Genomic DNA, 25,647 nt, shown 5'->3' with positions numbered 1-25,647 from the left:
GCAGGCTTTCCATTGTGCAGCAGCCACTATGTGACGGAAACAAACATAAGTCGATTACACAGATAGTTTATTTGAAATGGAGAACTAGATAAAAAATGCATAAAAATTCCTATAATCTCTCACAATACATTAAGGAGGGAGGAAAGGAAATGGATATAAGAATAAAATGGTATTATCGATTAGGATTTACCTTATTACTTTTTATTGTTTTATTTATTTTTATAAAACTATCGCCGATATGGTTACCCATTTTAAGTCTTATAACAAAGGTTATAACTCCTTTTATTATTGGTGCGTTTTTTACGTACTTACTTCATCCAATAGTAGAATTATTACATAAAAAAGGTTTACATAGAGGATTGTCTGTTGCATTTATTTATATTTTATTTTTTGGCGGGATTGGATATGCAATCTATAAAGGTATCCCAATTCTTATTGATCAACTGGAAGAGCTGACAGTTAGTGCTCCAAAACTTGCAGAACGATATAAAGATTTAATTGATTCGATTCAAAATAAAATGGAGTCTTGGCCGCTCAATCTACAGGATAAAGTTGACCGTGGAATTGACATATTTGAAAGGAAAATGGAATCCCTTTTGAATAAAGTAATTAATGGGGCCATGGGGATTGTCAATTATTCGATTATAATTATGCTTATTCCCTTTATCTCTTTTTATATGTTAAAGGATATAAATGCGGTAAGAAAAGGCTTTAATGGATTAATTCCTAATAAATGGCACAATAGTGCTCGCTTATTTTTAGAGGATGTAAATGAATCATTAGGCAGCTATATAAGAGGACAATTATTAGTTTGTACAATTATTGGAGTTATTTCTATGATTCTTTTTTTGATATTTCATATGAAATTTGCCCTTGTATTAGGAATGATCATAGGAATAACTAATGTCATTCCATACTTTGGACCGGTAATCGGAGCTGTTCCAGCATTAATTGTAGCAAGTACTGTTTCTGTGAAAATGATTATTATTGTCGTGATTATCATTATTATTCTGCAATTTCTCGAAGGAAATATATTATCGCCATATATAGTAGGGAAAAGCACTCATATGCATCCTCTGTTTATTATGTTTGCGCTATTGCTAGGAGAAGAGATAGGCGGGATGATTGGAATGATTGTAGCAGTTCCTTTATTATCAATTGTAAAAGTGGCCATCATTCATATGAAAACCCATTTTGGAAAAAAAGAACGAGAAATGAAACGTATATAAATAGACCAATATTGACAATACTGCCTAATAATCAGTATAATTCGAATGAAGCATATATCGATAAAATGGTGAGAGAAATAAGTAGATTATAGACCACTCTAAAGAGAGGAATTCCCTTTGGCTGAAAGGAGTTCTAGGTGAAGGATAATTGAAAGCTAATTCTTGAATGCAGCTAATCACTGCCGTTTTCCGCGTTAAGGAATATTGAGAGATGGATATTATTTTTTATTATTTTTATATATTTTTATCCATAATCAGGGTGGTACCGCGAGCAATACTTTCGTCCCTGTCCAGGGATGGGAGTTTTTTTTATGCCTTAAAACGGTAAACTTTAGTGGTTGTAGCAAATACATAAGAAAAAATAGGAGGATATGTGATGAAAAACTTAACTGGTGCAGAAATAAGAAGCAAATTTTTAGAATTTTTTCAGGGCAAAGGGCATGCGATTGAGCCAAGTGCCTCTTTAGTCCCTCATGATGATCCGTCATTATTATGGATTAATAGTGGTGTAGCTACTTTAAAAAAATATTTTGATGGTCGTGTTATTCCTGAAAACCCTAGAATAACAAATGCACAAAAATCAATTCGCACTAACGATATTGAAAATGTAGGCAAAACAGCGCGTCACCATACTTTCTTTGAAATGCTTGGTAACTTTTCGATTGGGGATTATTTTAAAGAAGAAGCAATCGAATGGGCTTGGGAGTTCTTGACAGATGAAAAATGGATTGGCTTTGATAAAGAGAAGCTTTCTGTAACCATCCATCCTGAGGATGAAGAAGCATATGTTTTATGGAGAGATAAAATTGGCATACCGGAGAATCGCATCATTCGCTTAGAAGGTAATTTCTGGGACATAGGTGAAGGTCCAAGTGGCCCTAATACAGAAATATTCTATGACCGTGGTCCAGAATATGGAAATGATATCAACGATCCAGAATTATATCCAGGTGGAGAAAATGATCGTTACTTAGAAGTATGGAACCTTGTTTTCTCTGAATTTAACCATAATCCAGACGGCACTTATACACCACTGCCAAAGAAGAATATTGATACAGGTATGGGCTTGGAGCGTATGGCGTCTGTTGTTCAAAATGTTCCAACAAACTTTGATACAGATTTATTTATGCCGATTATTCGTGCGACTGAACAATTGGCAGATGCCGAGTATGGAAAGGATTCTTTAAGCGATGAAGCATTTAAAGTAATCGCAGACCATATACGTACAGTTGCTTTTGCGATAGGAGACGGAGCTCTGCCATCAAATGAAGGTAGAGGCTATGTATTACGACGTTTATTGCGCAGAGCAGTTCGTTATGCAAAGAAAATTAATATTAACAGACCATTTATGTTTGAATTAGTTCCAGTAGTTGCAGAAATTATGGTTGATTATTATCCAACTGTAAAAGAAAAGACAGAATTCATTCAAAAAGTAATGAAAAGTGAAGAAGAACGATTCCATGAAACATTAAATGAAGGTCTTGCAATTCTTTCAGAAGTAATGGAGAAAGCAAAAGACAATGGAGTTATTGCTGGAGAAGATATTTTCCGTTTGTACGATACATATGGATTCCCAGTTGAACTTACAGAGGAATATGCAGAGGAGCAAGGTCTGGCAATTGATCATGAAGGTTTTGAAAAAGAAATGGAAAGTCAGCGGGATCGGGCCCGCAAAGCACGTCATGAAGTTGACAGCATGCAAGTTCAAAGTGGAGTGTTAGGCAATATTAAAGTAGAAAGTGAATTTATTGGTTATGACCAGTGGTCGACTGAAGCGCAAATCGTGGCTTTATTAAAAAATGGTCTAGAAGTAGAGAGTGCAGAAGCAGGCGATGAAATCCAGTTTATATTAGATAAAACGCCATTCTATGCTGAAAGCGGTGGTCAAATTGCTGACAAAGGAATGTTAAAATCCGATCATGTAACAATTAGGGTGGAAGACGTTCAGAAAGCGCCAAATGGTCAAAATTTACACAAAGGAATAATTGAAACAGGAGCTGTTAGGTTAAATGATCGATTAGCAGCTAAAGTGGATAGTAAAAATCGTTCCAAAATAGTAAAGAACCATACAGCAACTCATTTATTGCATCAGGCATTAAAAGACGTTCTAGGAACACATGTTAATCAGGCAGGATCTCTTGTACAACCAGATCGTTTACGTTTTGATTTTTCTCATTTTGGGCAAATTACTGCAGAGGAATTAGATGAGATTGAACGCATCGTTAACGAAAAAATATGGGAAAGTATAGCAGTCCAAATTGATTACAAAGATATCGAAGAAGCGAAAGCAATGGGTGCAATGGCTTTATTTGGTGAGAAATATGGAAAAGTAGTACGTGTTGTTCAAGTTGGTGAGTATAGCTTAGAATTATGCGGCGGCTGTCATGTTGATAATACTTCAGCAATTGGTTTATTTAAAATTGTTTCGGAAGCTGGAATTGGTGCAGGAACAAGACGTATTGAAGCAGTAACTGGACAAGCAGCATACCAACAACTGACAGATCAAATCCACTTATTAAAAGAAGCGGCGAATAAATTAAAAACAAGTCCCAAAGATGTTGCTACTCGCGTTGACAGTCTTCTTACAGAAGTAAAGCAATTACAACGGGAAAATGAATCACTTGCTGCAAAACTAAGCAATATTGAAGCAGGAAATCTGGTTGATCAAGTAAAATTAGTCAATGAAGTCCCAGTATTAGCAGCTTCTATCCCAAATGTAGATATGAATAATCTTCGTACAATGGCAGATGAATTAAAACAAAAAATAGATTCTGTCGTATTAGTACTTGGAAGTGTCAATGAAGGAAAAGTAAATATTATTGCAGGTGTAACCAAAGATTTAATGGATAAAGGTTTCCACGCAGGGAAGATAGTAAAAGAAGTAGCTTCCATTTGTGGAGGCGGCGGAGGGGGCCGTCCAGATATGGCTCAAGCAGGCGGTAAAGATCCTTCTAAATTAAATGAAGCATTAGAATTTGTACAAGAATATGTAAAATCCGTTTGATATTAAGGACAAGTAGTGTAAAATGTAGATAACTCTTAACAGAAATTGTTCGAAAAGGAAATGGGGTGTTCAAAATGAGCTCATTTGATAAAACAATGAGATTCAATTTTCCAGAAGAACCATATGAACATGATGTAAAAGAAGTACTTTATCAAGTATACGATGCACTGCAAGAAAAAGGCTATAACCCAATTAATCAAATTGTTGGTTATTTACTTTCTGGGGATCCCGCTTATATTCCCCGTCACATGGATGCACGCAATATCATCCGAAAATTAGAACGTGATGAAATTATTGAGGAACTTGTAAAGTTTTATTTAAAACAGCAACGAGAGGAATAGACGTATGCGATTAATGGGCTTAGATGTTGGCTCAAAAACAGTAGGAGTTGCTGTTAGTGATGCTTTAGGATGGACAGCACAAGGAATTGAAACAATTAAAATTGATGAAGAGAAAGAACAATTTGGGCTTGAACGTATTGCGTCCTTGATTGTTGAGTATGATATAGGTAAAATAGTGGTTGGACTTCCTAAAAATATGAATGGCAGCATAGGCTTTCGTGGTGAAGCTAGTCAAATGTACGGGCAGCTTTTAGAAGAACGATTTGAACTGCCGGTTGTTTTTTGGGATGAACGACTAACAACGATGGCTGCCGAAAGAATTCTATTGGAAGCAGATGTTAGTAGAAAAAAACGTAAAAAAGTAATCGATAAAATGGCTGCATCTATCATTTTGCAAGGATATTTAGACAGTCAAAAATAATGAGGTGGAAATATGGAACACGGCGAGACTAATACAATTACAGTTGTAGATGAACAAGGAAATGAACAATTATGTGAGATTCTATTTACATTTGAATCAGATGAATTTGGAAAATCATATGTATTATATTATCCTCTTGGAGATGAAAGCGATGATGAAGAAATCGATATCCACGCATCTTCCTTCATTCCAAATGAAGAAACAGGCGATGGTGAACTTTCTCCAATTGAAACAGAAGAAGAATGGGATTTAGTCGAAGAAATGTTAAATACATTCCTTGCTGAACAAGAAGAAGAGTAATAACAGATAGATGAAAAAAGAGTCCTTTTGGGCTCTTTTTTATTTTTTTGTGCACTTCTAGTCTCCGCTTTGAGTAGCATGTAAATTTCACTTAAAGCTACAACTTCCTTAGCAAAATATAGTATAATAGGTCGAGATATGTAAAAAATGTTTGAGTGGTGAGTGTCAAGGAGGGAAAAGATTGACGAATAATAAAGACGAGAACAATACAATAAATAGTAAGAAGGAGTTATTTATAGCTAATTTAAATCAGAGACAACAAGAAGCCAAATTAGTCAGAAGAGTCGTGGTCATTGTTGCCTTAGTATTAATTATGATTGTAGCAGTGGTAGGGACGTCTGGTTATTTTTACATAAAATCAGCATTAAAACCAGTTAATCCAGATAGTGATAAAGATATTGTAGTGGAAGTTCCGATCGGTTCTGGCGTGAGCACTATTTCTCAATTACTGGAAGATAAGGGGCTCGTAAAAAATGCAAAGGTGTTTAAATATTATGTGAAATTTAAAAATGAGTCGAACTTCATGGCTGGAGAATATCATATGAATCCATCTATGTCGATTCAAGAGATTATTGACAGCTTGAAAACCGGAAAAATTATGCAAGAACCTGTCTTTACCATGACAATACCTGAAGGAAGACAATTAAAAGAAATTTCCGCTATTATCGCGAAGAAAACAAATCAAAAGGAAGAAGAGATTTGGAAACAATTAAACGATGAAGCGTTTATCAAAGGGTTAATGGCCAAATATCCAGATTTACTAACAACAGAAATTTGGGCGAAAAATATCAAATATCCGCTAGAAGGCTATTTATTTCCTGCTACTTATTCTTATTATGAAGAAAAGCCAACATTGGAAGCGATTATTTCCGTTATGCTTGATAAAACAGAAAGTGTAGTAAAAGCATATGAAACGGAAATTGAACGAGATAAATTAACCGTCCATCAATTTTTAACAATGTCTTCGTTAATTGAAGAAGAAGCAACCAAAAATGTGGATAGAAAGAAAATTGCCAGTGTGTTCTATAATCGTATCGAACAAGGGATGCCATTGCAAACAGACCCGACGGTACTTTATGCATTAGGAGAGCATAAGGATAGAGTTTATTATAAAGATCTAGAGGTAGATTCGCCTTATAATACCTATCAAAATGTAGGCTTACCACCTGGACCAATTGCCAATGCAGGAACTGTTTCTATGGAAGCAGCACTGCATCCGGATGATACAGATTATCTCTATTTCTTAGCTTCGAAAGATGGAAAAGTGTACTTTTCTAAATCGCTTAATGAACATAATGAATTGAAAGCAAAATATATTACGAATGACTAACATTCTTCACCAAAAAACTACAGTCAAACAAAAAGATGTTTGGACTGTAGTCTTTTTTTAAAATTACGTTATATTGTTCGAAAAATTGTCATCTTTTATGTAGATTGCTGTTGATATCTGAAGATTTATTAGCATTCTACTATATTTTATGATAAAATGGTACAAGTGTTTTTGAGTATACCTTTAATGAAATACCCAAATTATATACACTTTTTTGATGTGTTAGGTTCTTAATAAGAAGCTAACTATTTTTAGGTAGAAGACAAAAGGATAGGGCTTTATGGATTAATTAGGAGGGACTCATCCTTGCAAAATAAACAAATCCTGGAGTATATTGAAAATTTAATTCCAGAAAGAAATAACCAGATAAGTGAAATGGAACAATATGCGAAACAAAATGAAGTTCCCATTATGGAGTTAATAGGGATTGAAACATTATTACAATTACTACGAATTCAGCAGCCTAAAAAAATATTAGAAGTAGGCACGGCGATAGGATATTCGGCAATAAGAATGGCGGAAGCATTACCATCGTCTCAAATAGTTACGTTGGAAAGAGATGAACAAAGGTATTTAGTAGCGAAGGAAAATGTCGAAAAGTTTAAGCTTGAAGCACAAATTGTCCTATTACAAGGTGATGCCCTTGAATTAGGTTCTATAGTTCAGCAATATGGGCCGTTTGATGCTATCTTTATCGATGCTGCAAAGGGACAGTATCAAAAGTTTTTCGATCTTTACAGTCCGTTTTTATCGAATGACGGAATCGTGTATACAGATAATATATTGTTTCATGGTTTAGTGGCAGCAGAAGAGATAGATAGTAGAAACCTTCGTCAATTAGTACGTAAAATAAGAAATTATAATCAATGGCTTATGGGAAATCAGGATTATCACACAGCAATCTTGCCTGTGGGAGACGGTATTGCAATTAGTAAAAAGAGGGGATAAGAATGAAAAAACCGGAATTACTAGTAACGCCAACCAGTATAAACGATATAGAGCCGCTTATTGATAATGGGGCAGATGCTTTTGTTATTGGTGAACAAAAATTTGGTTTGAGATTAGCCGGTGAATTTAATCGGGACGATGTAAAAAAGGCGATTGAAATCGCACACCAAAGAGGGAAAAAAGTATATGTGGCTGTAAATGCAATTTTTCATAATGATAAAATTGAAGATGTAACAGAATATCTTCGGTTTTTAGTGTATGTAAATGCGGATGCAATATATTATGGGGATCCAGCTGTTTTAATGCTTGCCAGAGAAGTTGCACCAAATATGAAACTGCATTGGAATACAGAAACAACAGGGACAAACTGGTACACGTGTAATTATTGGGGACGAAAAGGTGCAAAAAGAGCGGTCCTTGCAAGAGAAATTAGCATGGATGCCATCATTGAGACGAAAGAAAATGCAGAAGTGGAGATTGAAATCCAAGTTCATGGAATGACAACGATGTTTCAATCAAAACGTACTTTACTAGAACATTACTTTCAATATCAAGGGAAAGAAGTGGAATTGGAAGCAAGCAAATCAGATAAGAACTTCTTCTTGCATGATAAAGAAAGAGAAAACAAATACCCGATTTTTCAGGATGAAAATGGGACACATATTATGAGTCCAAATGACATTTGTATCATTGATGAGCTTTCAGACCTATTGGATGCTGGCATTGATTCATTTAAAATCGACGGTCTTTTGAAAGAACCAAGCTATATTCTTGCTGTTACTGGACTATATCATCAAGCAATGACTTTGTATTTAAATGATCCAGATCGATATGAAGAAGAAAAAGATCATTTACTTGCTGAGATAGAAAAAATTCAACCACCTAATAGACCATTGGATACAGGATTTTTCTTTAAAGAAACGGTTTACTAAACAAGTGGAGGAGAAGGGAAAATGACATTAGTTAAGGATCCTATTTCTGAAATAAGAGATGGAAAAAGAGTAATTGTAAAGAAACCGGAACTGCTAGCGCCTGCTGGTAATTTAGAGAAATTAAAAATTGCTGTTACATACGGTGCAGATGCTGTCTTTATTGGTGGACAAGAATATGGACTTCGTTCGAATGCTGGAAACTTCACTTTTGAAGAAATGAAAGAGGGAGTGGAGTTTGCTAAGAAATATCAAGCCAAAATATATGTTACTACCAATATATTTGCACATAATGAAAATATTGACGGTTTAGAAGATTACTTAATGGGCTTAAAGTCAGCAGGTGTACATGGAATTATTGTGGCAGACCCATTAATTATCGAGACATGCCGTAGAGTAGCACCTGAAATAGAAGTACATTTAAGTACACAGCAATCTCTTTCTAACTGGAAGGCAGTTCAGTATTGGAAGGAAGAAGGATTAGAACGGGTTGTGCTTGCTCGTGAAACAAGTGCAGAAGAGATAAAAGAAATGAAAGAAAAAGTAGATATTGAAATCGAAACGTTCATTCATGGCGCAATGTGTATCGCATATTCTGGTCGTTGTACATTGAGTAATCATATGACTGCTCGAGATTCTAACCGCGGCGGTTGTTGTCAGTCATGTCGCTGGGATTATGATTTGTACAAGCTAGATGGTGCGGAGGAAAAGCCTTTATTCTCTGAAGGTGATGCTCCTTTTGCGATGAGTCCAAAAGATTTAAAGCTTATCGAATCTATTCCACGTATGATTGAACTAGGCATAGACAGTTTAAAAATTGAAGGTAGAATGAAATCCATTCATTATATTGCTACAGTTGTTAGTGTATACCGAAAAGTGATTGATGCCTATTGTGCAGATCCAGATCATTTTGTCATTCAAGAGGAATGGCTGAGAGAACTAGATAAATGTGCAAATCGAGATACAGCACCTGCCTTCTTTGAAGGTCAGCCAGGGTATAAAGAGCAAATGTTTGGAAATCATAGCAAAAAGACCACTTTTGACTTTGCTGGTTTAGTGCTCGATTATAATGAAGAGACAAAAATAGTAACATTACAACAAAGAAACTTCTTCAAACAGGGGCAGGAAGTGGAGTTTTTTGGTCCAGAAATTGATAATTTTACAATGGTTGTTGATAAAATTTGGGATGCAGACGGGAAGGAAATCGATGCTGCAAGACATCCCTTACAAATTGTTAAATTTAAAGTGGACCACCCTGTTTATCCAAATAATATGATGCGAAAGGAGCTTTAATCAGCATGCAGCCGAAACCAGTAGTTATTGGTGTCGCAGGTGGCTCCGGATCTGGAAAAACAAGTGTGACCAAAGCTATATTTGACCATTTTAAAGGACATTCGATTTTAATGATCGAACAGGATTATTACTATAAAGATCAATCTCATTTACCATTTGAGGAAAGATTAAAAACAAATTATGACCATCCATTAGCATTTGATACAGAATTATTAATTGATCATATTCAAAAATTATTAGATTATGAAGCGGTGGAAAAGCCAGTATATAATTATGCTATGCATACTCGCTCTGATGAAACGATCTTAGTTGAACCTAAGGATGTAATCATTGTGGAAGGTATCCTCATACTGGAGGATGAAGGTCTTCGTGATTTAATGGATATGAAGTTATTTGTTGATACAGATGCGGATTTACGCATTATCAGAAGATTAATGAGGGATATCAAAGAAAGAGGTAGAACGATTGACTCTGTAATTGAACAATATGTTAATGTAGTTCGTCCCATGCATAATCAATTTATTGAACCAACCAAAAGATATGCAGATATTATAATTCCAGAGGGCGGTCATAATCACGTCGCCATTGATCTTATGGTTACTAAAATTCAAACAATTCTTGAACAAAAATCACTTTTATGAAACAATAGATAGTATTCATGCAAAATTTCTGACAGATAGGCTGTTCCATTATAGACAGCCTATTTTTCCAAATATGGATTATGTAAGAAACCAATGGGGTAAAATAAAGGGATGAGTAAAAAGAAGCTTTCTGTAATGATATTTGATTATTTATAACCTATTGTTAATTTAACAAAAATCACTAATTAGTGAAAAAATGTTAAATCATTACAGACAATCTAATAGAAAATGCTTTCTTTTTTCTTCAATCCGTATTAAACTCATTCTATTAGAAAAAAAAGCGCGTCCATTTCTAAGTTGTCGTGCTATTATCTTTAAATACATATTTATTAGGGGTTTTACAAATAGCTTCATGGCTATTCATTAATCCCATACTTGAAGGAGTGAAGATTTTGGCAATCGAAAAAGAATTTCCAATGACATTAGCAGGTAAAGAAAAATTAGAACAGGAACTAGAACAGTTAAAAACAGTTAAACGTAAAGAAGTTGTAGAACGTATTAAAATTGCACGTAGTTTCGGTGACTTATCCGAAAACTCAGAGTATGATTCTGCAAAGGAAGAACAAGCCTTTGTGGAGGGACGTATCACTACGATTGAAAATATGATTCGAAATGCGAAAATTATCTCGGAAGATGAGCTGGATCGCGACACGGTTTCCCTCGGTAGTTCTGTTACATTCGTCGAGCTTCCAGACGGTGAAGAAGAAACATATACAATCGTTGGTAGTGCGGAAGCAGACCCATTCGAAGGGAAGATTTCAAATGATTCTCCAATTGCTAAAAGCTTAATTGGCAAAAAAGTTGGCGATAAAGTAATTGTACAAACTCCAGGTGGAGAAATGAATGTACAAATCGTTACAATTAAATAAGTAATTTAATGGAATGGATAACCGAATAAAAAGTTATCACTGACTTGTTTATAAATGAGACACCTCGTCAACACTCTTGATGAGGTGTTTTATTTATGTGGAGAAAAAGAATAGTTGGCATCGGTATCCTTTTTTTATTTGCTTTATGTATATTGCTAGGAAGGCTAATACAAGTGCAGTTAATAGAGACAAATCATTTTACCAAGCATAATATTAATTTGGTGGAAGCAAGTGTAAAACAAAGATCACAAGAAATGCTTTTGGATAATGGTCGTGGAACCTTTCTTGATAAACATGGAAATTCACTTACACATCAGACAAAAGCAGTTTTAATATTATTTCCTTTTTTAAATAAAATGGATTGGGATAGCAAAAAAGTAGCGGATATTATTGGGACAAGTGAATACAATGTAAAGAATAGCATAATCGATGCAAAAGATCCGGTAGTCTTTGGAGGAAAGGAACCATTGGAATTAACAAGCAGGCAGATGTCTGCTATCAATCAACTGAAGATTCCAGGTGTTTTTGCAGCAGAGAAAAAGTTTCATATCAATAATACTATCGCTGAACAACTGCTAGGAATCACTGGTCAAAATGAAGAGCAATTAGGAAAGCGATATCCTGATAGAAAGCTGGGGGGTTCAACATTAATTGGATTAACAGGCTTAGAAAGAAGCTTTGATGAATTTCTTTTGCCTGATGGCGAATCGAAGCTTGTCTATCATGTGGATGCAAAAGGAGGACCACTCTTTGGCTTAAATGTTAAATATGTGGAACCAGCAAATCCCTTTTATCCTGTAAATGTACGCACCACCATAGACACGGATTTACAGCAGATGGCAGAAGACTTGGTAGATGAGCAAGGCATAAAGAAGGGTGGACTAGTTCTGTTAGATCTAGAGGATAATTCGGTTGCTGCAATGGTTTCTAGGCCGAAGATAAATGCAGCAGATCCTTATCAGACAGACGGAGTTAATAACTATATGCTAAAACAGCAGATTGTCGGCTCTGTCTTTAAAACAGTCATTGCAGCAGCTGCAATCGATCATAAATTGGATGATAACAATAAGCAATATGATTGTAGCAAGAAGATCAATGGCGAAGAAGATTTAACATATCAGCATGGGATGTTAAACTTTACAGAAAGCTTTGCGGTTAGTTGTAACAATACTTTTGGGACAATAGCGAAGGAGTTAAGTGATATCGATGAGAATTTAATCGAGGAATATGCAGCTAAATTATCGTTGACTAGTCTAGTGGGGTGGCGAGGCAGTGTTTTTCATTCTACTGATTTTAAACAGTTTAGTGGCGAAGAAATGGGAAGAGTTTTTTTGAATGAGGAAGCGAAAAGGGATAAGAACTATGTTGCATTAACGGGAATCGGACAGCATGAGGTACGGGTTACACCATTAGAAGTGGCAAATATGATGGCGACTATTGCTAGAGGAGGAGAAAAGGAAAGTGTCAGAGTTGTTTCAGATATTCAATACAAAAATGGCACAACCTTTTACTCCTTTGATAAGCAAGAGTTAGATGGAGAAAAAATATCTCCTTATACCGCCTCAAGACTCCAAAAATTACTAAGAGAAGTTGTTACAAACAATAAAGGAACTGGCAGATGGTTTCAAGAGCTACCCTATAAAGTTGCTGGAAAATCTGGAACCGCAGAAACTGGCGTATATAAAGAGGAGAAGCAGTTACATAATAAATGGTTTGCAGGTTATTTTCCTTATGAGAAGCCTAAATATGCCTTAGTAACAGTGAATTTAGATGTTTATTCAGATGAAGGCGGGGTCAATCAACTATTTGCAGAGGTGGTTAAAGGAATCGATAAAAAGCAGAAAAATGCAGCCCCCTAATACTCCGATAGGGTTCCTGCTTTTCTAAAAGTGTACTGCCATGTTAAAATATGTACAGTGAAAGAAGAAAAGTAAGAGTTAAATCAACTTATATAAAGAGGAAATGGAAAGGAAATAGGAGGAGAAACACCTTGAGTAATGAAATAAATAATGAAGGTAAAACAAGATACGCACAACGTTCCAAAAGAAAGAAAACGAATCTTATTTTAAATGGATTAATCGTTGCTGTGATTATACTAATTGTATTCGTATCGTATTCTATTTTTCATACAAATGATGAAAAAAATACAGCTAAAAATAAAGCAAACGAACCGAAATCAGGACAAGAAGTATCGGATGAGCATGAAACAGCTGCTTCGACGACTGAATCAGATAATAAAGAGGAGAACACTACTTCAGAAGAGGAAAAGGAATCTGATGGGGAGGAAATTGTCACAGAAGGCGGCAGTGACTCGAATGTTATTAAAACGATTGAGAATACTTCCTGGCAGCCTGTTGGAACATCCCAAACAGGAGAGCATGTAGCTACTTATTCAGAAGGGGTAGACTGGAACGAACAAATTAAAGCATTATCTTATGCAACCGGCTTAGATAGCGGGAATATGACTGTTTGGTTCCTTGGTAATAACAATCATGATCCTCAGAAGTCTATTGGAACAGTATCATCTAAAGATAAATCTGAAAAATATAGAGTATATATAGAATGGGTAGATGGAAGTGGCTGGAAACCAACGAAGGTAGAAGAAATAAAAGACTTAAATATTCGTTAAACTCGAACTGGAGAATAAAGCTCCAGTTCTTTTTTTGTTTAAAACTGCTTTTTCATTTTAAAATGGACAACGGCTGTGTAATAAGGCCGACCATTCTCTAGTAAAGTAACTTGATGGGCGACAGAGTGTACTGATAGCAATATAGCTTTATTGACTTCTACTTGTTCATTGATTTTTTTCTCGATTGAATTTAGACTCTCTCCTTCAAAAAACTCTACCTTATCTTCTATCATTTCTAATTGGATATTCATGCTTAAAACTTCCTTTCTTCCTAACCGTAAAAATATCATAACATAAGGAGACAATGGAATAATAATAATACATAAAAACAGTCTGATAAAAGATTGAAAATAGGGAATAAACTTACTATTTTTAACATCTTGATTACAAAAAGAAAGATATGATAAATTAAGAACAAGAAATATTTAAAACCATAGTATACTTATAGGAATTATATATTTAAGATAACAGGGGTGCAATGCTATGGGAAAAGAGTTTCTTGAGATTTTTGAACAATGGGCGGATTCTTACGATGACAGTCTCACTAACAATAAAGAATACGAAGCTGTTTTTCATAAGTACGATTATATATTAAAAATGGTGGCAGAACGCGCCACAGGGCATGTTGTTGAATTTGGGCCAGGTACAGGAAATCTAACTGTTAAACTGATTGAGAAGGGTTTAACGGTTACTGCCATAGAACCATCGCCTGCGATGAGGAAGTTGGCGCAGGAGAAAATTAATACAAAAGCAACAATAATAGATGGGGATTTTCTTCACTTTAAGCTAGATCATCAACCAGATACCTTTGTAAGTACGTATGCTTTTCATCACTTAACCGATCAAGAAAAAGAAGAAGCGGTTAAACAGTATAGTAATCTCCTCCCTTTAGGTGGTAAAATAGTGTTTGCAGATACCATGTATGTCACTAAAGATGCGTACAATGAGGCAATTAAGAATGCCAAGGAGAAAGAGCAGCATCATTTAGCAGAAGACTTGCAAAGAGAGTATTATACAACAATTCCCATTCTAACTGAAATTTTAGAGAAGAACGGTTTTTCCACATATTTTGAGAAGATGAACGACTTTGTATGGATGATGGAAGGGGAAAAAATAAGCGAAAGAGGTAAGTGAATTGAAAATCGCAATAATCGGTGCAATGGAAGAAGAAGTAACTTTATTACGTGCAAAAATAGCAAATAAAAAAGAACAGTCAATTGTTGGATTTCAGTTTATTGAAGGTGAATTATTTGGGAAAGAGGTTGTTTTACTTCGTTCGGGCATAGGAAAAGTGAATGCAGCAATGAGTACAACCATTCTATTGCAAACATTTAAACCAGACTATTTAATCAATACGGGTTCAGCAGGAGGATTAAATCCAACACTTGAAGTTGGAGACGTTGTTATTTCGAATGAAGTACGTCATCATGACGTAGATGCCACTATTTTTGGTTATGAATACGGCCAAGTTCCACAAATGCCAGCAAGCTTTAAGGCGAATGAAAGGTTAATTGCCGCAGCAGAACAAAGTGCAAAGGAAATTGGCAATCATTCTGTAGTGACAGGTTTAATTACAACTGGTGACTCTTTTATCAATCAACCAGAAAAGGCAGCCTTTATTAAATCAAAATTTGAGAATCTTCAAGCTGTTGAAATGGAAGCAGCTGCAATCGCCCAGGTTGCTTATCAACATAATATTCCATTTGTTATTATTCGCTCTTTATCTGATATTGCTGGGAAGGAATCCCATTTATCTTTTGACCAATATTTAGAAAAGGCGGCTGTTCATTCAGCAAATCTCGTATTAGGAATAGTTGAAAGAATATAAAGAAGGACAGAAGGGGAAACCCTTCCTTTCTTTCTTTTTAAATGCGAGTAAACAACTGTGAATAATAAGTTTAAAGAATTTTTTGGTTAGGAAGAAACTTGTTATATAGGGGAAAAATAAGTGGGAGGTGTGGAGTTTGAATGTTTATCGAAATGTACATGAGTTAATAGGTCATACACCAATGCTTGAATTGACTCATTTTTCATTACCTAAAAATGTTCATTTATATGCGAAATTAGAATTTTGTAATCCGGGTGGAAGCATAAAAGATAGACTGGGTTATGAATTAATTCAAGAAGCGATAAAGAGTGGAAAGCTTACTAAAGGTGGAACCATTATCGAGCCTACTGCAGGTAATACAGGTATTGGGCTAGCTCTTGCCGCATTAAATACAGGAATAAAGGTAATAGTTTGTGTGCCTGAAAAATTTAGTATCGAAAAGCAGGAAATTATGAAGGCATTAGGGGCGGAGATAATTCATACGCCTACTTCCTTAGGCATGCAAGGGGCAATTGAAAAAGCGAGAGAGTTGCAGCGGAACATACCTAATGCTTATGTACCAGGACAATTTGAAAATGAAGCAAATCCAAATACTTATTATAAAACACTGGGGCCAGAAATATGGGAGCAATTAAATCATCAGGTTGACATATTTGTTGCTGGTGCTGGCACAGGCGGTACTTTTATGGGAACAGCCCGCTATTTAAAAGAACAAAATCCAGCTGTCAAAGCGGTAGTAGTAGAACCAGAAGGCTCTATTTTAAATGGTGGGAAAAGTGGACCACATAAAACGGAAGGAATTGGGATGGAATTCATACCAGCCTATATGGATACCCGCTATTTTGACCAAATTTATACCGTTTCTGATTTAGATGCATTTGAGTATGTGAAGCTTGCAGCTCAAAAAGAAGGTTTGCTTGTAGGAAGTTCCTCTGGAGCCGCTTTATATGCCGCTGTACAGGAAGCGCAGAGAGCAGAAAGTGGCAGTAATATCGTTGTAGTTTTTCCAGACTCAAGTGATCGTTATATGAGCAAAAAAATATTTGATGGAGGGATTTAAATGAAAAGAAAAACAAAATTAATACATGGTGGAATTCCTGGAGACCCGCACACAGGAGCAGTCAACGTTCCGATTTATCAAGTAAGCACTTATAAACAAGACGGAATTGGCAATCATAAAGGCTTTGAATACTCTAGAACTGGAAACCCTACTCGCCATGCATTAGAAGAGCTTATCAAGGATTTAGAAGAAGGTACAAGGGGCTTTGCATTTAGTTCTGGTATGGCGGCAATTACTGCGGTTATGATGCTATTTAAGAAGGGGGATCATATCCTCTTAACAGACGATGTATATGGAGGAACCTTCCGTGTGATGACAAAGGTTCTAAATAAGTTTGGAATAGAGGCAACCTTTATTGATACAAGTGATATTAACAATATTCAAGAGGCTATAAAAGAAAATACAGTAGCTTTGTATATTGAAACACCAACGAATCCCTTATTAAAAATCACAGATATTGAAGCCGTTTCACGAGTCGCAAAAGAAAATGGATTATTAACGATTGTTGATAATACTTTTTCTACTCCTTATTGGCAAACGCCATTAACATTGGGAGCGGATATTGTCCTTCATAGTGCCACAAAGTATCTTGGTGGTCATAGTGATGTGGTATCCGGCCTTGTTGTTGTAAAGGACGAAAAATTAGGAGAAGAGCTTCATTTTGTGCAAAATTCAACAGGAGGTGTGTTAGGACCACATGATTCTTGGCTATTAATAAGAGGGATGAAAACACTAGGAATTCGAATGGAAGAGCATGAAAGTAATACAAGACAAATCGTTGCATTTCTAGAAAAACATCCAGCCATTACAAAAGTATATTATCCAGGACTGCCTGCACATCCAAATCATGAAATTAGCAAGAAACAAGCACTTGGTTTTGGAGGAATGGTAAGTTTTGATGTGGGAAGTGCCGAAAATGCTGATAAGCTGTTAGATAAAGTGAAGTATTTTACACTTGCAGAAAGTTTAGGGGCTGTAGAAAGCTTAATCTCAGTTCCAGCAAGAATGACACATGCCTCCATTCCTGCTGAAAGAAGAGCAGAGCTAGGGATAACAGATGGTCTTGTGAGAATTTCCGTTGGATTAGAAGATGTAGAAGATTTAATGGAAGATCTAAAACAGGCATTACAATAATGATTGACAAGAGATTTATGGATAGTAAACCTATTTGTAAATCTCTTTTTTATGGATGAATCGTGATGGAGAACAATAATATTTCCATAATATCACAATTTAGCTATTGATTTCATAAAGCTTATTCTACTATTCCTATGTTATGGTAATTATATAGTTTAGTAGAAAGTAGGGGAAGAAATGGAGAAAAAGATAAAAATTTTAACAGATAAGATATCTGATTATCAGCAATTTGGCACCGTTTTGCTAGCTGTTGGAGCATTTTTTTATATAGGAGTAATTATTCCTAAAATGGATAAGGTAACAGGTTATAATGAGGGCATGCTTATTACTTCGATTGTCTTCTTAAGTGTTTCGATTTTATTCTTTGCCAAAGCGAAGAAATTAAAAAAACTTTTGGATAAATGGAAAGAATCGTGATGGAGAGGAAAAGGATGTTAGACAATGAGATACCAGCTAAAGCAACACCCGAACTTATAGGAAGTGGCTGTGGAAACTTCGTTGATATGCTCCCCTATAGGTAGACAGATTAAAAAATAAAAATCTGGTTACTTATAGGGGAGTATTTTTATGCCTAGAAAATCTTATTCTGTAGAAGAGAAATATCAAATAGTGAAAGCTTTAGGGGAAGTAAATTCGTCACTCCAAGTTTCATCGATTTATAAGGTGCACTTTTCTACCGTTTTGGAATGGAAATATAAATTTGATACATTCGGTTTAGAAGGACTAAAAGAGACTTCTTCCTGGAAAAAGTATTCTAAAGAACTAAAGTTATCCGCTATTCAAGATTATGCCTCTGGAAATTACTCGATTCGTGAAATTACGAGAATGTATGAAATATCAGATCCATCTGTCCTTAGAAGGTGGATTAAGAAGTATAATAGTCATAGTGAAATAAAAGATACGTCACAAGGAAGGACGAGCTCTATGACTAAGGGAAGAAAAACGACTTGGGAAGAACGAATACAAATTGTGCTAGATTGTTTAGGGAACAAAAAAGACTATCAAGAAGCAGCTAATACTCATCAGGTTTCTTATCAACAAATCTATCAATGGGTTAAGAAGTATGAAGATGGCGGAGTAGATGCATTGAAAGATAGGCGTGGTTCTACGAAAGAGGAATCCGAGCTAACTCCAGAGGAGAAAATGACTCTTCAAATGAAGAAGTTAGAAAGAGAAAATGAGCGATTACGTGCAGAAAACTTATTTTTAAAAAAGTTAGAGGAGATCGAAAGGAGGCAAAAATAAGTCAAATCCAATCGGAGGATAAGTATATCGCTATTCAAGAGATCCATCAGGAAGAGAATATAAGCATTCGTTTACTGAGTGAAATAGCGGGAATTGCACGATCCGCCTATTATAAGTGGCTTCATCGCGTTCCTTCTTCTCAAGAGATATTGAATGAGAAAATCATGAAAGAGATGAAAATTCTCCATGAAAAAGTGGAGGGCATCTTCGGTTATCGCCAAATGACCCTTCACATGAATAGACAGTTTAAAGAAAGATTGAATCATAAAAGAATTTATCGACTAATGAAAGTGGTTGGCTTACGCTCGATCATTCGTATCAAGAAAAAACGTTATAAACGCTCCGTTCCCCAACAAGTGGCAGAGAATATCTTAAATCGGGAATTTACCGCAATAAAACCAAATGAAAAGTGGGTGACGGATGTGACAGAATTTAAGTATGGTTCATCAAAGAAGGCATATTTAAGTGCCATTCGGGATCTTTATGATGGATCCATTGTTAGCTATGTTTTAGGACATTCGAATAATAATGAACTTGTATTCCAAACGCTTGATCAAGCAACCGTACTTTTATTGGAGGAAGAACATCCAATTATCCATAGTGATCGAGGGTATCAGTATACTTCAAAAGGTTTTAAGCTTAAAGTAGACAAGGCAGAGATAACACACAGTATGTCACGAGTTGGAAAGTGTATTGATAATGGTCCAATGGAGTCTTTTTGGGGGACACTGAAATGCGAAAAGTATTATTTACACAAATATAAGACCTTTGAGGAACTTTCTCTTGCGATAGATGACTATATCCAATTTTATAATAACAATAGATATCAAAAACGATTAAACGGCCTTAGCCCTATGGAATATAGAGTTAAAGCCGCTTAGATCTTTTTTATTATTTCCACTGTCTACTTGACAGGGGGCAGTTCACGTATAATTGTTTGGGTTTTTTATTTGTTTAAAGATTGCTTTATGATGTTTGTTGTTATCACGATCTGCGCTTGAAAGGAAGAGGAGAAGAGGGAGAAGGTAACAGAGAAACGGGCTCTGTGCCCGGAAGGAAGAGAGACCGAGAAAAAAGGTAAAAGAGTGTTTGCTGGTAACGAAAAGAGACTTGAGATAGCTCTTTTTCATTTATACACATCTATATTTTGCTTTCATTTAATTATGAACCCGCGCTCCCCTATTGTAATAAAGTTTTCATTCTCAATACATCGGGCAGCATAAGTAGCTAATTTTGTTCCTTTTCCTTCAGAAAAGCTTTCTATCCCTTTTATTAGTCCAATGGTTCCAATCGAAATTAGATCCTCAGAATCTTCACCTGTATTTTCGAATTTTTTTACAATATGAGCAACTAAGCGTAAATTATGCTCTATTAACATATTTCTTGCATGCGAATCTCCTTCAGCCATCAATCGTAAATATTTTTTTTCATCACTCGCTGATAATGGTTGGGGAAATGCATTATTCTTTACATAGGACACAAGAAAAACTAATTCTTTGAGAAAAGCTCCAATTGACAATAAGATTCCAGACATTTTTCCACCTCCACATTCAAGGACATTTGCCTATACTTCATTACTATGTGAAAAGAGAGTAGGTTTTGCACGTCCAAACGACAATAAACTTTGGAAAATATATTTTATTTTGGTTTATAGTCTGCATATAGTGGGTAGCAGCAGGAAATACCTTTCTACGATAAAAAGACAGGCTGTAAAGGTGCGATTTGCTGCTAGTAATTCACAGGCTGAACATAGAAGATTTCCTTATTCGATACGAAGCTATGCATTATTTTCCATTTATTATTAAAATCTTATTAAATTCTCTTTATTACCTTGTATAATACATATATTAATAACTTTTTTTCTATTACTCGGGGGTGGACCAAATGGATACGAAATATTTAGATTTGCTTACAGAAAAATATGATTCGGAAGAAAAAGTAGTAACAGAAATCATTAATCTGGACGCAATATTAAATCTTCCTAAGGGAACGGAGCATTTTGTCAGCGATTTGCATGGTGAGTTTCACGCTTTTCAACATGTGTTAAGAAATGGTTCAGGAAATGTGAAAGAAAAAATTCGCGATTTATTTAAAGAAGAGCTTTCCGGTGCTGAAATCGATGAATTCGCCACTTTGGTTTATTATCCAGAAGAAAAATTGAAAAGAGTAGTGAATTCATTTGTACATACAAAAGAACTGGATCAATGGTATGCGGATACAATTGAACGAATGATTCGCTTAGTTTCCTATGCATCCTCCAAGTATACCAATTCAAAAGTTCGAAAAGCATTACCACAACAGTTTGTTTATATTATTGAAGAATTATTATATGAAAAAAATGAATTAAATAATAAAACAGATTATTATTCAAGCATTATTAACAGAATTATTACACTGGGACAAGCTAATAAACTAATTATCGGACTTTCCTATACTATTCAAAGACTGGTTGTCGATCATTTGCATGTTGTTGGTGATATATACGACCGGGGGCCATACCCTGATAAAATCATCGATACATTAATGGATTATCATTCCGTGGATATTCAATGGGGGAATCATGATGTTCTATGGATTGGTGCATATGCAGGATCTAAAGTCTGTCTTGCTAATATTATTCGGATATGTGCTAGATATGATAATTTAGATATTATCGAGGATGCCTATGGGATAAATTTACGTCCGCTCTTAAACTTAGCAAATAAGTATTATAAAGATAATAAAGCTTTTCGTCCAAAAATGAATGCCAAAGAAAATACAGACGAAAATATTTTACAAATCACAAAAATTCATCAAGCTATTTCTATTATTCAATTTAAACTTGAAATGCCTATTATTAAAAGACGACCTGATTTTCAAATGCACCACCGCCTGCTTCTAGAAAAAATCGATTATGAGAATAATACCATTGATTTAAATGGCAGAATTTATTCACTAGAAAATACCTGTTTTAATACAATCGATCCGAAAGATCCATCTCTCCTCTTAGAAGAAGAGGAGCAAGTGATCAATAAATTGCTTTTTTCGATTCAACATTCTGAGAAACTAGCAAAACATATTCATTTTCTTATAAATAAGGGGAGTTTATATTTAAGATATAATAGCAATTTATTAATCCATGGTTGTATTCCATTAAATGAAGATGGAACAATGAAATCGATGTGTATTGACGGGAAAGATTATCGAGGAAAAGAATTATTTGATCTTTTTGAATATTATTTGCGTTATAGCTTTAATCATCCTGAAATAACCGATGACTTTGCAACAGATTTAGTTTGGTATTTATGGACTGGGGAAAATTCCTCGTTATTTGGCAAAAAAGATATGACTACATTTGAACGATATTTTATTAAAGAAAAAGAAACACATAAAGAAAAAAAGAATCCTTACTACTCCTTACGGGAAAACGAAGAGGTATGCCGCCATATTTTGGAGGAATTTGATTTAAATCCTGATCAGGGGCATATTATAAATGGTCATACACCTGTTGCGGAAATTAATGGAGAAAACCCAATTAAAGCGAATGGAAAAATGATTGTGATAGATGGAGGATTTTCCAAAGCCTATCAATCCAAAACAGGAATTGCCGGTTACACCTTATTATATAATTCCTATGGCATGCAATTGGTTGCCCATAAGCGCTTTACTTCAAAAGAAGATGTGTTAGAAAATGGTACCGATGTCTTATCAGTAAAAAGAGTAGTAGACAGAGAATTAAAACGAAAAAAGGTACTTGAAACAAATGTAGGGCAAAAATTGCTAGAGCAAATGAATGATTTAAATCGATTATTAGAGTATCGCTATTTAAAAAAATAAGAAAAGAACAAGTAGTGTGGCTTTCTATTTCCCACTGCTTGTTCTTTTCGGTATTCTTCTTTCTGGTGAACTTCTGTTTTGTGAACTTGTTACATTACATTTCTTTTCCTACGTTAGTCTGTATCTTTATCCGCCCATAAGATTGATTGTCGACTCTGTAAAATAATTAAAAACATTTTTATCCACCTCTCCTTAATTTTTATTTTTTCTATTTTTCTTAGAAACGTATTATTGAATATTGTTTTCTTCTATTTTCTTCCATGATTTCTTCAATCATTTGCTGATGAGTAATTTCTTCGGCTGTCATCTTTTTGGGATGAACGGTAATGGTAAAAAACAGCATATTTATTATCATAGTTATTACCTCCTATTATTATTAGTAATGGAAATTCGAAAAATATCCAGAACGAATTTGCTTTGTTTTCGTTTCTTCGAATATTTGCTCGATTTCCTGTAAATGATTTTGTTCTTCTTCCGTCGGTCTTTTCCTATTTATAGTTATGGTAATAAAGAAAATATTTAAGGTCATGTCTTCACCTCCTAAACGTGAATGTTTTACAACCTATAGCCCATTTCATGTAGTTTTCTGCGATTTTCTTCTATTCTCTTTTCCATTTCAATTTCTTGTAAAAATTCTGCATTTGTATATTGCTTTTTCTTAAACGTAACTGTTAAAAAAATTAGATTTAATGTCATTTTTCTTTCACTCCTATTTTAAACTTTTTCCATAAATGGATTTTTTTTCTTGTGAGTGCACAAAAAAACCGCAAATAGACTGATCTGCGGCTTAAAAAGGGCATAATAAAACCGCAGGACACGACTACCCTGCGGTTGGATATTTTTAGTTAAATGAAAACTAAGATAAATAATCCCATTCCGAAGCGGTTGAATTCGTGTACGTTAAATATTCAATTAGTACTACATTGTTTAATTCTGGTAAAATTCTGATCATTTTATTCAACCTCCTTCGATTTTTTTGTTCTCACATTGGTAATTATATCCTCGAATGCCAATCTTGTAAACCTTTTTTTGAAAAAATGGATATTCCACTCGCATTTTTAGGGTTTTTTGTTATTTCTGCCTGCTGTTCAAATGGAAAAAATAATGTGTTTCATTGTGCAGTATGTTCACAAGGCTTCGAGCCAAAAACTTGTGGAAGTATCTGATTGTATGCGGAATTTTTGTAGAATGAGGATAAGGAGAACACGTTCTATTTTTGCTGTTAGCAATATTCAAATTTGTCTTTTTTTGGGTCTTATCTCCTGTTCTTAGAAAATGGAAAATTCATGGTATGGTATTTTTATTATAAAGAAAATTATATTCAATCATGATCTCTCCAGCTTTTCCCTTTCCAAACCAAGCTGATAAAGAAAAATTATAAAAGTCAAAAAGCCTTTGGTTCTTAGAGAATATTAATTCAAAATAGCGCTTAAATATTATCATAATTGTATTTGTAATTATTTTTGTCATCATTATTTTTTAGCTATGGAAAAAACAGTAAAAGATAATTCAAAAATATACCTCAAAAATTTTTAGTTAGAATAAGCCGATTCTCCCTAAAAGAAATCGGCTTATGATATTGGAATCTGGATTAGGATACGTTTTTTTGATTCAAGCTGCATCAAGGTATTGGCACTTAATAAGTGGATCCATTTATATCATTATCTTTTTTCTCGAAACAGAGATTCACAGTTCTACCATTAGACCGGGTTCTATGTTGTGTATGTGCTGGTACATTAAAAATTTCACCAGGTAGTAATTTAATAGTATTATTGTTTTCTAAGTCGATTATGAGTTCTCCCTCTAGAACCATAAATAATTCGTCAGTGTCATGTTCATGCCAATGAAATTCACCATCAATTACAGCAATTCTCAAAACATGATCATTGATTTCAGCTACTACAAAATTCTTATAATCTGTTATATCAGTAACTAAATTTAATAAATTAATCTTTTGCAATAAACTTTCCATGTGAATCATCTCTCTTCAAAATTAAATTTTTAGAACTTTAATAATCTCATCAGCTGAACAGCCTTTAAACAAAGTTTTATGGGTAATTTATATGTTAAAGGTGGAAGAATATTTTACTAGATATATTTCTTTTAAAACAACCTGCCTATGCAGATAAAAATAAAATGGAAAGTAAATAATCTTGTTATTCTTTTTGTTTACTTTTCCATATGCGAAAAAATAATATTCCCCAACCAATCATGATTAATAAATTAAAAATTTTGAGCCATAAGCTAGAGGTTGGTAATAACATTCCCCAAATAAAATAAACTAACATCATAATAAGTAATATAGCAACTAAAATTTGATTCTTTTTACTCATAATAGGCACATCACTTTATATAAATTAAAAAAACTACCAAAACATAAGTTTTAGAGATATATAGCAATTGTTTTATTATGCCTTTTTATAACGAGAAAATTTGTTATTGCAACTTGAATTGTAGTTTTAGAACTAATAGAAAATCGACAAATGATCAAAGATTTACAACGAAAAATAATTAATTGTATTCCAGTCATTGATTTTATTTTATCTTTTTATTCCAGCCAATTTTACCAATCTTGTTCATTAATGCTTTGATTTTTTTGCAGTAATTGTAAATTTTCCGAAAAGCGC

General features: G+C 34.5%; 25 protein-coding genes, 1 pseudogene and 1 other annotated feature. Of the genes and pseudogenes, 20 read left to right on the top strand and 6 right to left on the bottom strand.

Annotated elements, in window-relative coordinates; genetic code table 11:
- The first annotated feature begins 149 nt into the window (after positions 1–149).
- From NSQ92_RS14700 to NSQ92_RS14640, 13 genes are all read left to right on the top strand, one after another.
- Positions 150–1,229, top strand: coding sequence for an AI-2E family transporter (locus NSQ92_RS14700; RefSeq protein WP_341152898.1), 1,080 nt, complete (start codon positions 150–152; stop codon positions 1,227–1,229).
- Positions 1,230–1,288: 59 nt separating this feature from the next.
- Positions 1,289–1,520, top strand: a binding site (T-box leader).
- Positions 1,521–1,605: 85 nt separating this feature from the next.
- Positions 1,606–4,233, top strand: a complete 2,628-nt coding sequence (gene alaS / locus NSQ92_RS14695) for an alanine--tRNA ligase (RefSeq protein WP_047944337.1) — start codon at positions 1,606–1,608, stop codon at positions 4,231–4,233.
- Between the two features lie 74 nt (positions 4,234–4,307).
- Complete coding sequence (locus tag NSQ92_RS14690; protein ID WP_047944338.1) at positions 4,308–4,574, top strand: IreB family regulatory phosphoprotein; 267 nt, start codon at positions 4,308–4,310, stop codon at positions 4,572–4,574.
- Positions 4,575–4,578: 4 nt separating this feature from the next.
- On the top strand, positions 4,579–4,995 hold the full coding sequence (gene ruvX / locus NSQ92_RS14685; RefSeq protein WP_047944339.1) for a Holliday junction resolvase RuvX: 417 nt from the start codon (positions 4,579–4,581) through the stop codon (positions 4,993–4,995).
- Between the two features lie 12 nt (positions 4,996–5,007).
- The gene (locus NSQ92_RS14680) at positions 5,008–5,295 is read left to right on the top strand and encodes a DUF1292 domain-containing protein (protein WP_047944340.1); all 288 of its coding nucleotides are present in this window, start codon (positions 5,008–5,010) and stop codon (positions 5,293–5,295) included.
- A gap of 181 nt (positions 5,296–5,476) precedes the next feature.
- Positions 5,477–6,625, top strand: a complete 1,149-nt coding sequence (mltG, locus tag NSQ92_RS14675) for an endolytic transglycosylase MltG (protein WP_082138417.1) — start codon at positions 5,477–5,479, stop codon at positions 6,623–6,625.
- Between the two features lie 306 nt (positions 6,626–6,931).
- Positions 6,932–7,573, top strand: coding sequence for an O-methyltransferase (locus NSQ92_RS14670; protein ID WP_047944028.1), 642 nt, complete (start codon positions 6,932–6,934; stop codon positions 7,571–7,573).
- A gap of 2 nt (positions 7,574–7,575) precedes the next feature.
- Positions 7,576–8,505, top strand: a complete 930-nt coding sequence (locus NSQ92_RS14665; protein WP_341152897.1) for a peptidase U32 family protein — start codon at positions 7,576–7,578, stop codon at positions 8,503–8,505.
- Positions 8,506–8,526: 21 nt separating this feature from the next.
- On the top strand, positions 8,527–9,795 hold the full coding sequence (locus NSQ92_RS14660) for a peptidase U32 family protein (RefSeq protein ID WP_047944030.1): 1,269 nt from the start codon (positions 8,527–8,529) through the stop codon (positions 9,793–9,795).
- A 5-nt stretch (positions 9,796–9,800) separates the two neighbouring features.
- Positions 9,801–10,436, top strand: coding sequence for a uridine kinase (udk, locus tag NSQ92_RS14655; protein ID WP_047944031.1), 636 nt, complete (start codon positions 9,801–9,803; stop codon positions 10,434–10,436).
- Between the two features lie 392 nt (positions 10,437–10,828).
- Entirely contained in the window at positions 10,829–11,305 is a 477-nt protein-coding gene (gene greA, locus NSQ92_RS14650) for a transcription elongation factor GreA (protein ID WP_047944032.1), read from the top strand.
- 95 nt (positions 11,306–11,400) lie between these two features.
- Positions 11,401–13,164 (top strand): peptidoglycan D,D-transpeptidase FtsI family protein, encoded by a 1,764-nt coding sequence (locus NSQ92_RS14645; RefSeq protein WP_047944033.1) that lies wholly within the window; start codon positions 11,401–11,403, stop codon positions 13,162–13,164.
- 131 nt (positions 13,165–13,295) lie between these two features.
- Positions 13,296–13,934: a DUF1510 family protein gene (locus NSQ92_RS14640; RefSeq protein ID WP_053215773.1), complete on the top strand. Its 639-nt coding sequence runs from the start codon at positions 13,296–13,298 to the stop codon at positions 13,932–13,934.
- 38 nt (positions 13,935–13,972) lie between these two features.
- On the opposite strand, the gene NSQ92_RS14635 is transcribed toward NSQ92_RS14640, so the two are convergent.
- Positions 13,973–14,185 carry a YrzA family protein gene (locus tag NSQ92_RS14635; RefSeq protein WP_047944034.1) on the bottom strand — a complete coding sequence of 71 codons (213 nt, stop codon included), beginning with the start codon at positions 14,183–14,185 and terminating at the stop codon, positions 13,973–13,975.
- A 232-nt stretch (positions 14,186–14,417) separates the two neighbouring features.
- Between NSQ92_RS14635 and NSQ92_RS14630 the strand changes: the two genes are divergently transcribed.
- From NSQ92_RS14630 to NSQ92_RS14605, 6 genes are all read left to right on the top strand, one after another.
- Complete coding sequence (locus NSQ92_RS14630; RefSeq protein ID WP_047944035.1) at positions 14,418–15,068, top strand: class I SAM-dependent DNA methyltransferase; 651 nt, start codon at positions 14,418–14,420, stop codon at positions 15,066–15,068.
- Position 15,069: 1 nt separating this feature from the next.
- Positions 15,070–15,762, top strand: coding sequence for a 5'-methylthioadenosine/S-adenosylhomocysteine nucleosidase (gene mtnN / locus NSQ92_RS14625; protein WP_341152896.1), 693 nt, complete (start codon positions 15,070–15,072; stop codon positions 15,760–15,762).
- Between the two features lie 136 nt (positions 15,763–15,898).
- Positions 15,899–16,822 carry a cysteine synthase A gene (cysK, locus tag NSQ92_RS14620; RefSeq protein WP_095322339.1) on the top strand — a complete coding sequence of 308 codons (924 nt, stop codon included), beginning with the start codon at positions 15,899–15,901 and terminating at the stop codon, positions 16,820–16,822.
- Positions 16,823–17,956, top strand: coding sequence for a bifunctional cystathionine gamma-lyase/homocysteine desulfhydrase (locus tag NSQ92_RS14615; protein WP_047944038.1), 1,134 nt, complete (start codon positions 16,823–16,825; stop codon positions 17,954–17,956).
- 180 nt (positions 17,957–18,136) lie between these two features.
- Positions 18,137–18,376: a YrhC family protein gene (locus tag NSQ92_RS14610; protein ID WP_082138418.1), complete on the top strand. Its 240-nt coding sequence runs from the start codon at positions 18,137–18,139 to the stop codon at positions 18,374–18,376.
- Positions 18,377–18,526: 150 nt separating this feature from the next.
- Positions 18,527–20,085, top strand: a protein-coding gene (locus tag NSQ92_RS14605; RefSeq protein WP_251689717.1) for an IS3 family transposase whose coding sequence is annotated in 2 segments (ribosomal slippage) — positions 18,527–19,166 and positions 19,166–20,085 — 1,560 coding nt in all. Because the reading frame shifts where the segments join, the coding sequence is not laid out codon by codon here.
- A 314-nt stretch (positions 20,086–20,399) separates the two neighbouring features.
- On the opposite strand, the pseudogene NSQ92_RS14600 reads toward NSQ92_RS14605, so the two are convergent.
- Positions 20,400–20,738: pseudogene (locus NSQ92_RS14600) on the bottom strand (sigma factor); the annotation flags it as partial.
- Positions 20,739–21,088: 350 nt separating this feature from the next.
- On the opposite strand from NSQ92_RS14600, the gene NSQ92_RS14595 reads away from it, so the two are divergent.
- Positions 21,089–23,020: a fructose-1,6-bisphosphatase gene (locus NSQ92_RS14595; protein ID WP_095258115.1), complete on the top strand. Its 1,932-nt coding sequence runs from the start codon at positions 21,089–21,091 to the stop codon at positions 23,018–23,020.
- A 217-nt stretch (positions 23,021–23,237) separates the two neighbouring features.
- Here NSQ92_RS14595 and NSQ92_RS14590 read toward each other — a convergent pair whose 3' ends face one another.
- The 4 genes from NSQ92_RS14590 to NSQ92_RS14575 all read right to left on the bottom strand — a co-directional run bounded on the left by NSQ92_RS14590 (position 23,238) and on the right by NSQ92_RS14575 (position 24,980).
- Positions 23,238–23,375 (bottom strand): YrzI family small protein, encoded by a 138-nt coding sequence (locus NSQ92_RS14590; protein WP_082138421.1) that lies wholly within the window; start codon positions 23,373–23,375, stop codon positions 23,238–23,240.
- Positions 23,376–23,396: 21 nt separating this feature from the next.
- Entirely contained in the window at positions 23,397–23,549 is a 153-nt protein-coding gene (locus NSQ92_RS14585) for a YrzI family small protein (protein ID WP_095258116.1), read from the bottom strand.
- A 26-nt stretch (positions 23,550–23,575) separates the two neighbouring features.
- Positions 23,576–23,716 carry a YrzI family small protein gene (locus tag NSQ92_RS14580; RefSeq protein WP_095258117.1) on the bottom strand — a complete coding sequence of 47 codons (141 nt, stop codon included), beginning with the start codon at positions 23,714–23,716 and terminating at the stop codon, positions 23,576–23,578.
- A gap of 940 nt (positions 23,717–24,656) precedes the next feature.
- Positions 24,657–24,980, bottom strand: a complete 324-nt coding sequence (locus NSQ92_RS14575) for a cupin domain-containing protein (RefSeq protein WP_144547266.1) — start codon at positions 24,978–24,980, stop codon at positions 24,657–24,659.
- Positions 24,981–25,647 lie beyond the last annotated feature (667 nt).

The organism is Niallia sp. FSL M8-0099 (assembly GCF_038006945.1).
GTDB classification, from domain to species: domain Bacteria; phylum Bacillota; class Bacilli; order Bacillales; family Cytobacillaceae; genus Niallia; species Niallia circulans.
The sequence above is the reverse complement of the archived record's forward strand: the minus strand, read 5'-3'. Positions and strand labels throughout refer to the sequence as shown.

Bases quoted from the DNA above. Each gene is read 5' to 3' on its own strand.
- NSQ92_RS14700 (WP_341152898.1), top strand. From the start codon at position 150: ATGGATATAAGAATAAAATGGTATTATCGATTAGGATTTACCTTATTA.
- alaS (WP_047944337.1), top strand. From the start codon at position 1,606: ATGAAAAACTTAACTGGTGCAGAAATAAGAAGCAAATTTTTAGAATTT.
- NSQ92_RS14690 (WP_047944338.1), top strand. From the start codon at position 4,308: ATGAGCTCATTTGATAAAACAATGAGATTCAATTTTCCAGAAGAACCA.
- ruvX (WP_047944339.1), top strand. From the start codon at position 4,579: ATGCGATTAATGGGCTTAGATGTTGGCTCAAAAACAGTAGGAGTTGCT.
- NSQ92_RS14680 (WP_047944340.1), top strand. From the start codon at position 5,008: ATGGAACACGGCGAGACTAATACAATTACAGTTGTAGATGAACAAGGA.
- NSQ92_RS14665 (WP_341152897.1), top strand. From the start codon at position 7,576: ATGAAAAAACCGGAATTACTAGTAACGCCAACCAGTATAAACGATATA.
- NSQ92_RS14660 (WP_047944030.1), top strand. From the start codon at position 8,527: ATGACATTAGTTAAGGATCCTATTTCTGAAATAAGAGATGGAAAAAGA.
- udk (WP_047944031.1), top strand. From the start codon at position 9,801: ATGCAGCCGAAACCAGTAGTTATTGGTGTCGCAGGTGGCTCCGGATCT.
- NSQ92_RS14645 (WP_047944033.1), top strand. From the start codon at position 11,401: ATGTGGAGAAAAAGAATAGTTGGCATCGGTATCCTTTTTTTATTTGCT.
- NSQ92_RS14635 (WP_047944034.1), bottom strand. From the start codon at position 14,185: ATGAATATCCAATTAGAAATGATAGAAGATAAGGTAGAGTTTTTTGAA.
- NSQ92_RS14630 (WP_047944035.1), top strand. From the start codon at position 14,418: ATGGGAAAAGAGTTTCTTGAGATTTTTGAACAATGGGCGGATTCTTAC.
- NSQ92_RS14615 (WP_047944038.1), top strand. From the start codon at position 16,823: ATGAAAAGAAAAACAAAATTAATACATGGTGGAATTCCTGGAGACCCG.
- NSQ92_RS14610 (WP_082138418.1), top strand. From the start codon at position 18,137: ATGGAGAAAAAGATAAAAATTTTAACAGATAAGATATCTGATTATCAG.
- NSQ92_RS14595 (WP_095258115.1), top strand. From the start codon at position 21,089: ATGGATACGAAATATTTAGATTTGCTTACAGAAAAATATGATTCGGAA.
- NSQ92_RS14590 (WP_082138421.1), bottom strand. From the start codon at position 23,375: ATGATAATAAATATGCTGTTTTTTACCATTACCGTTCATCCCAAAAAG.
- NSQ92_RS14585 (WP_095258116.1), bottom strand. From the start codon at position 23,549: ATGACCTTAAATATTTTCTTTATTACCATAACTATAAATAGGAAAAGA.
- NSQ92_RS14580 (WP_095258117.1), bottom strand. From the start codon at position 23,716: ATGACATTAAATCTAATTTTTTTAACAGTTACGTTTAAGAAAAAGCAA.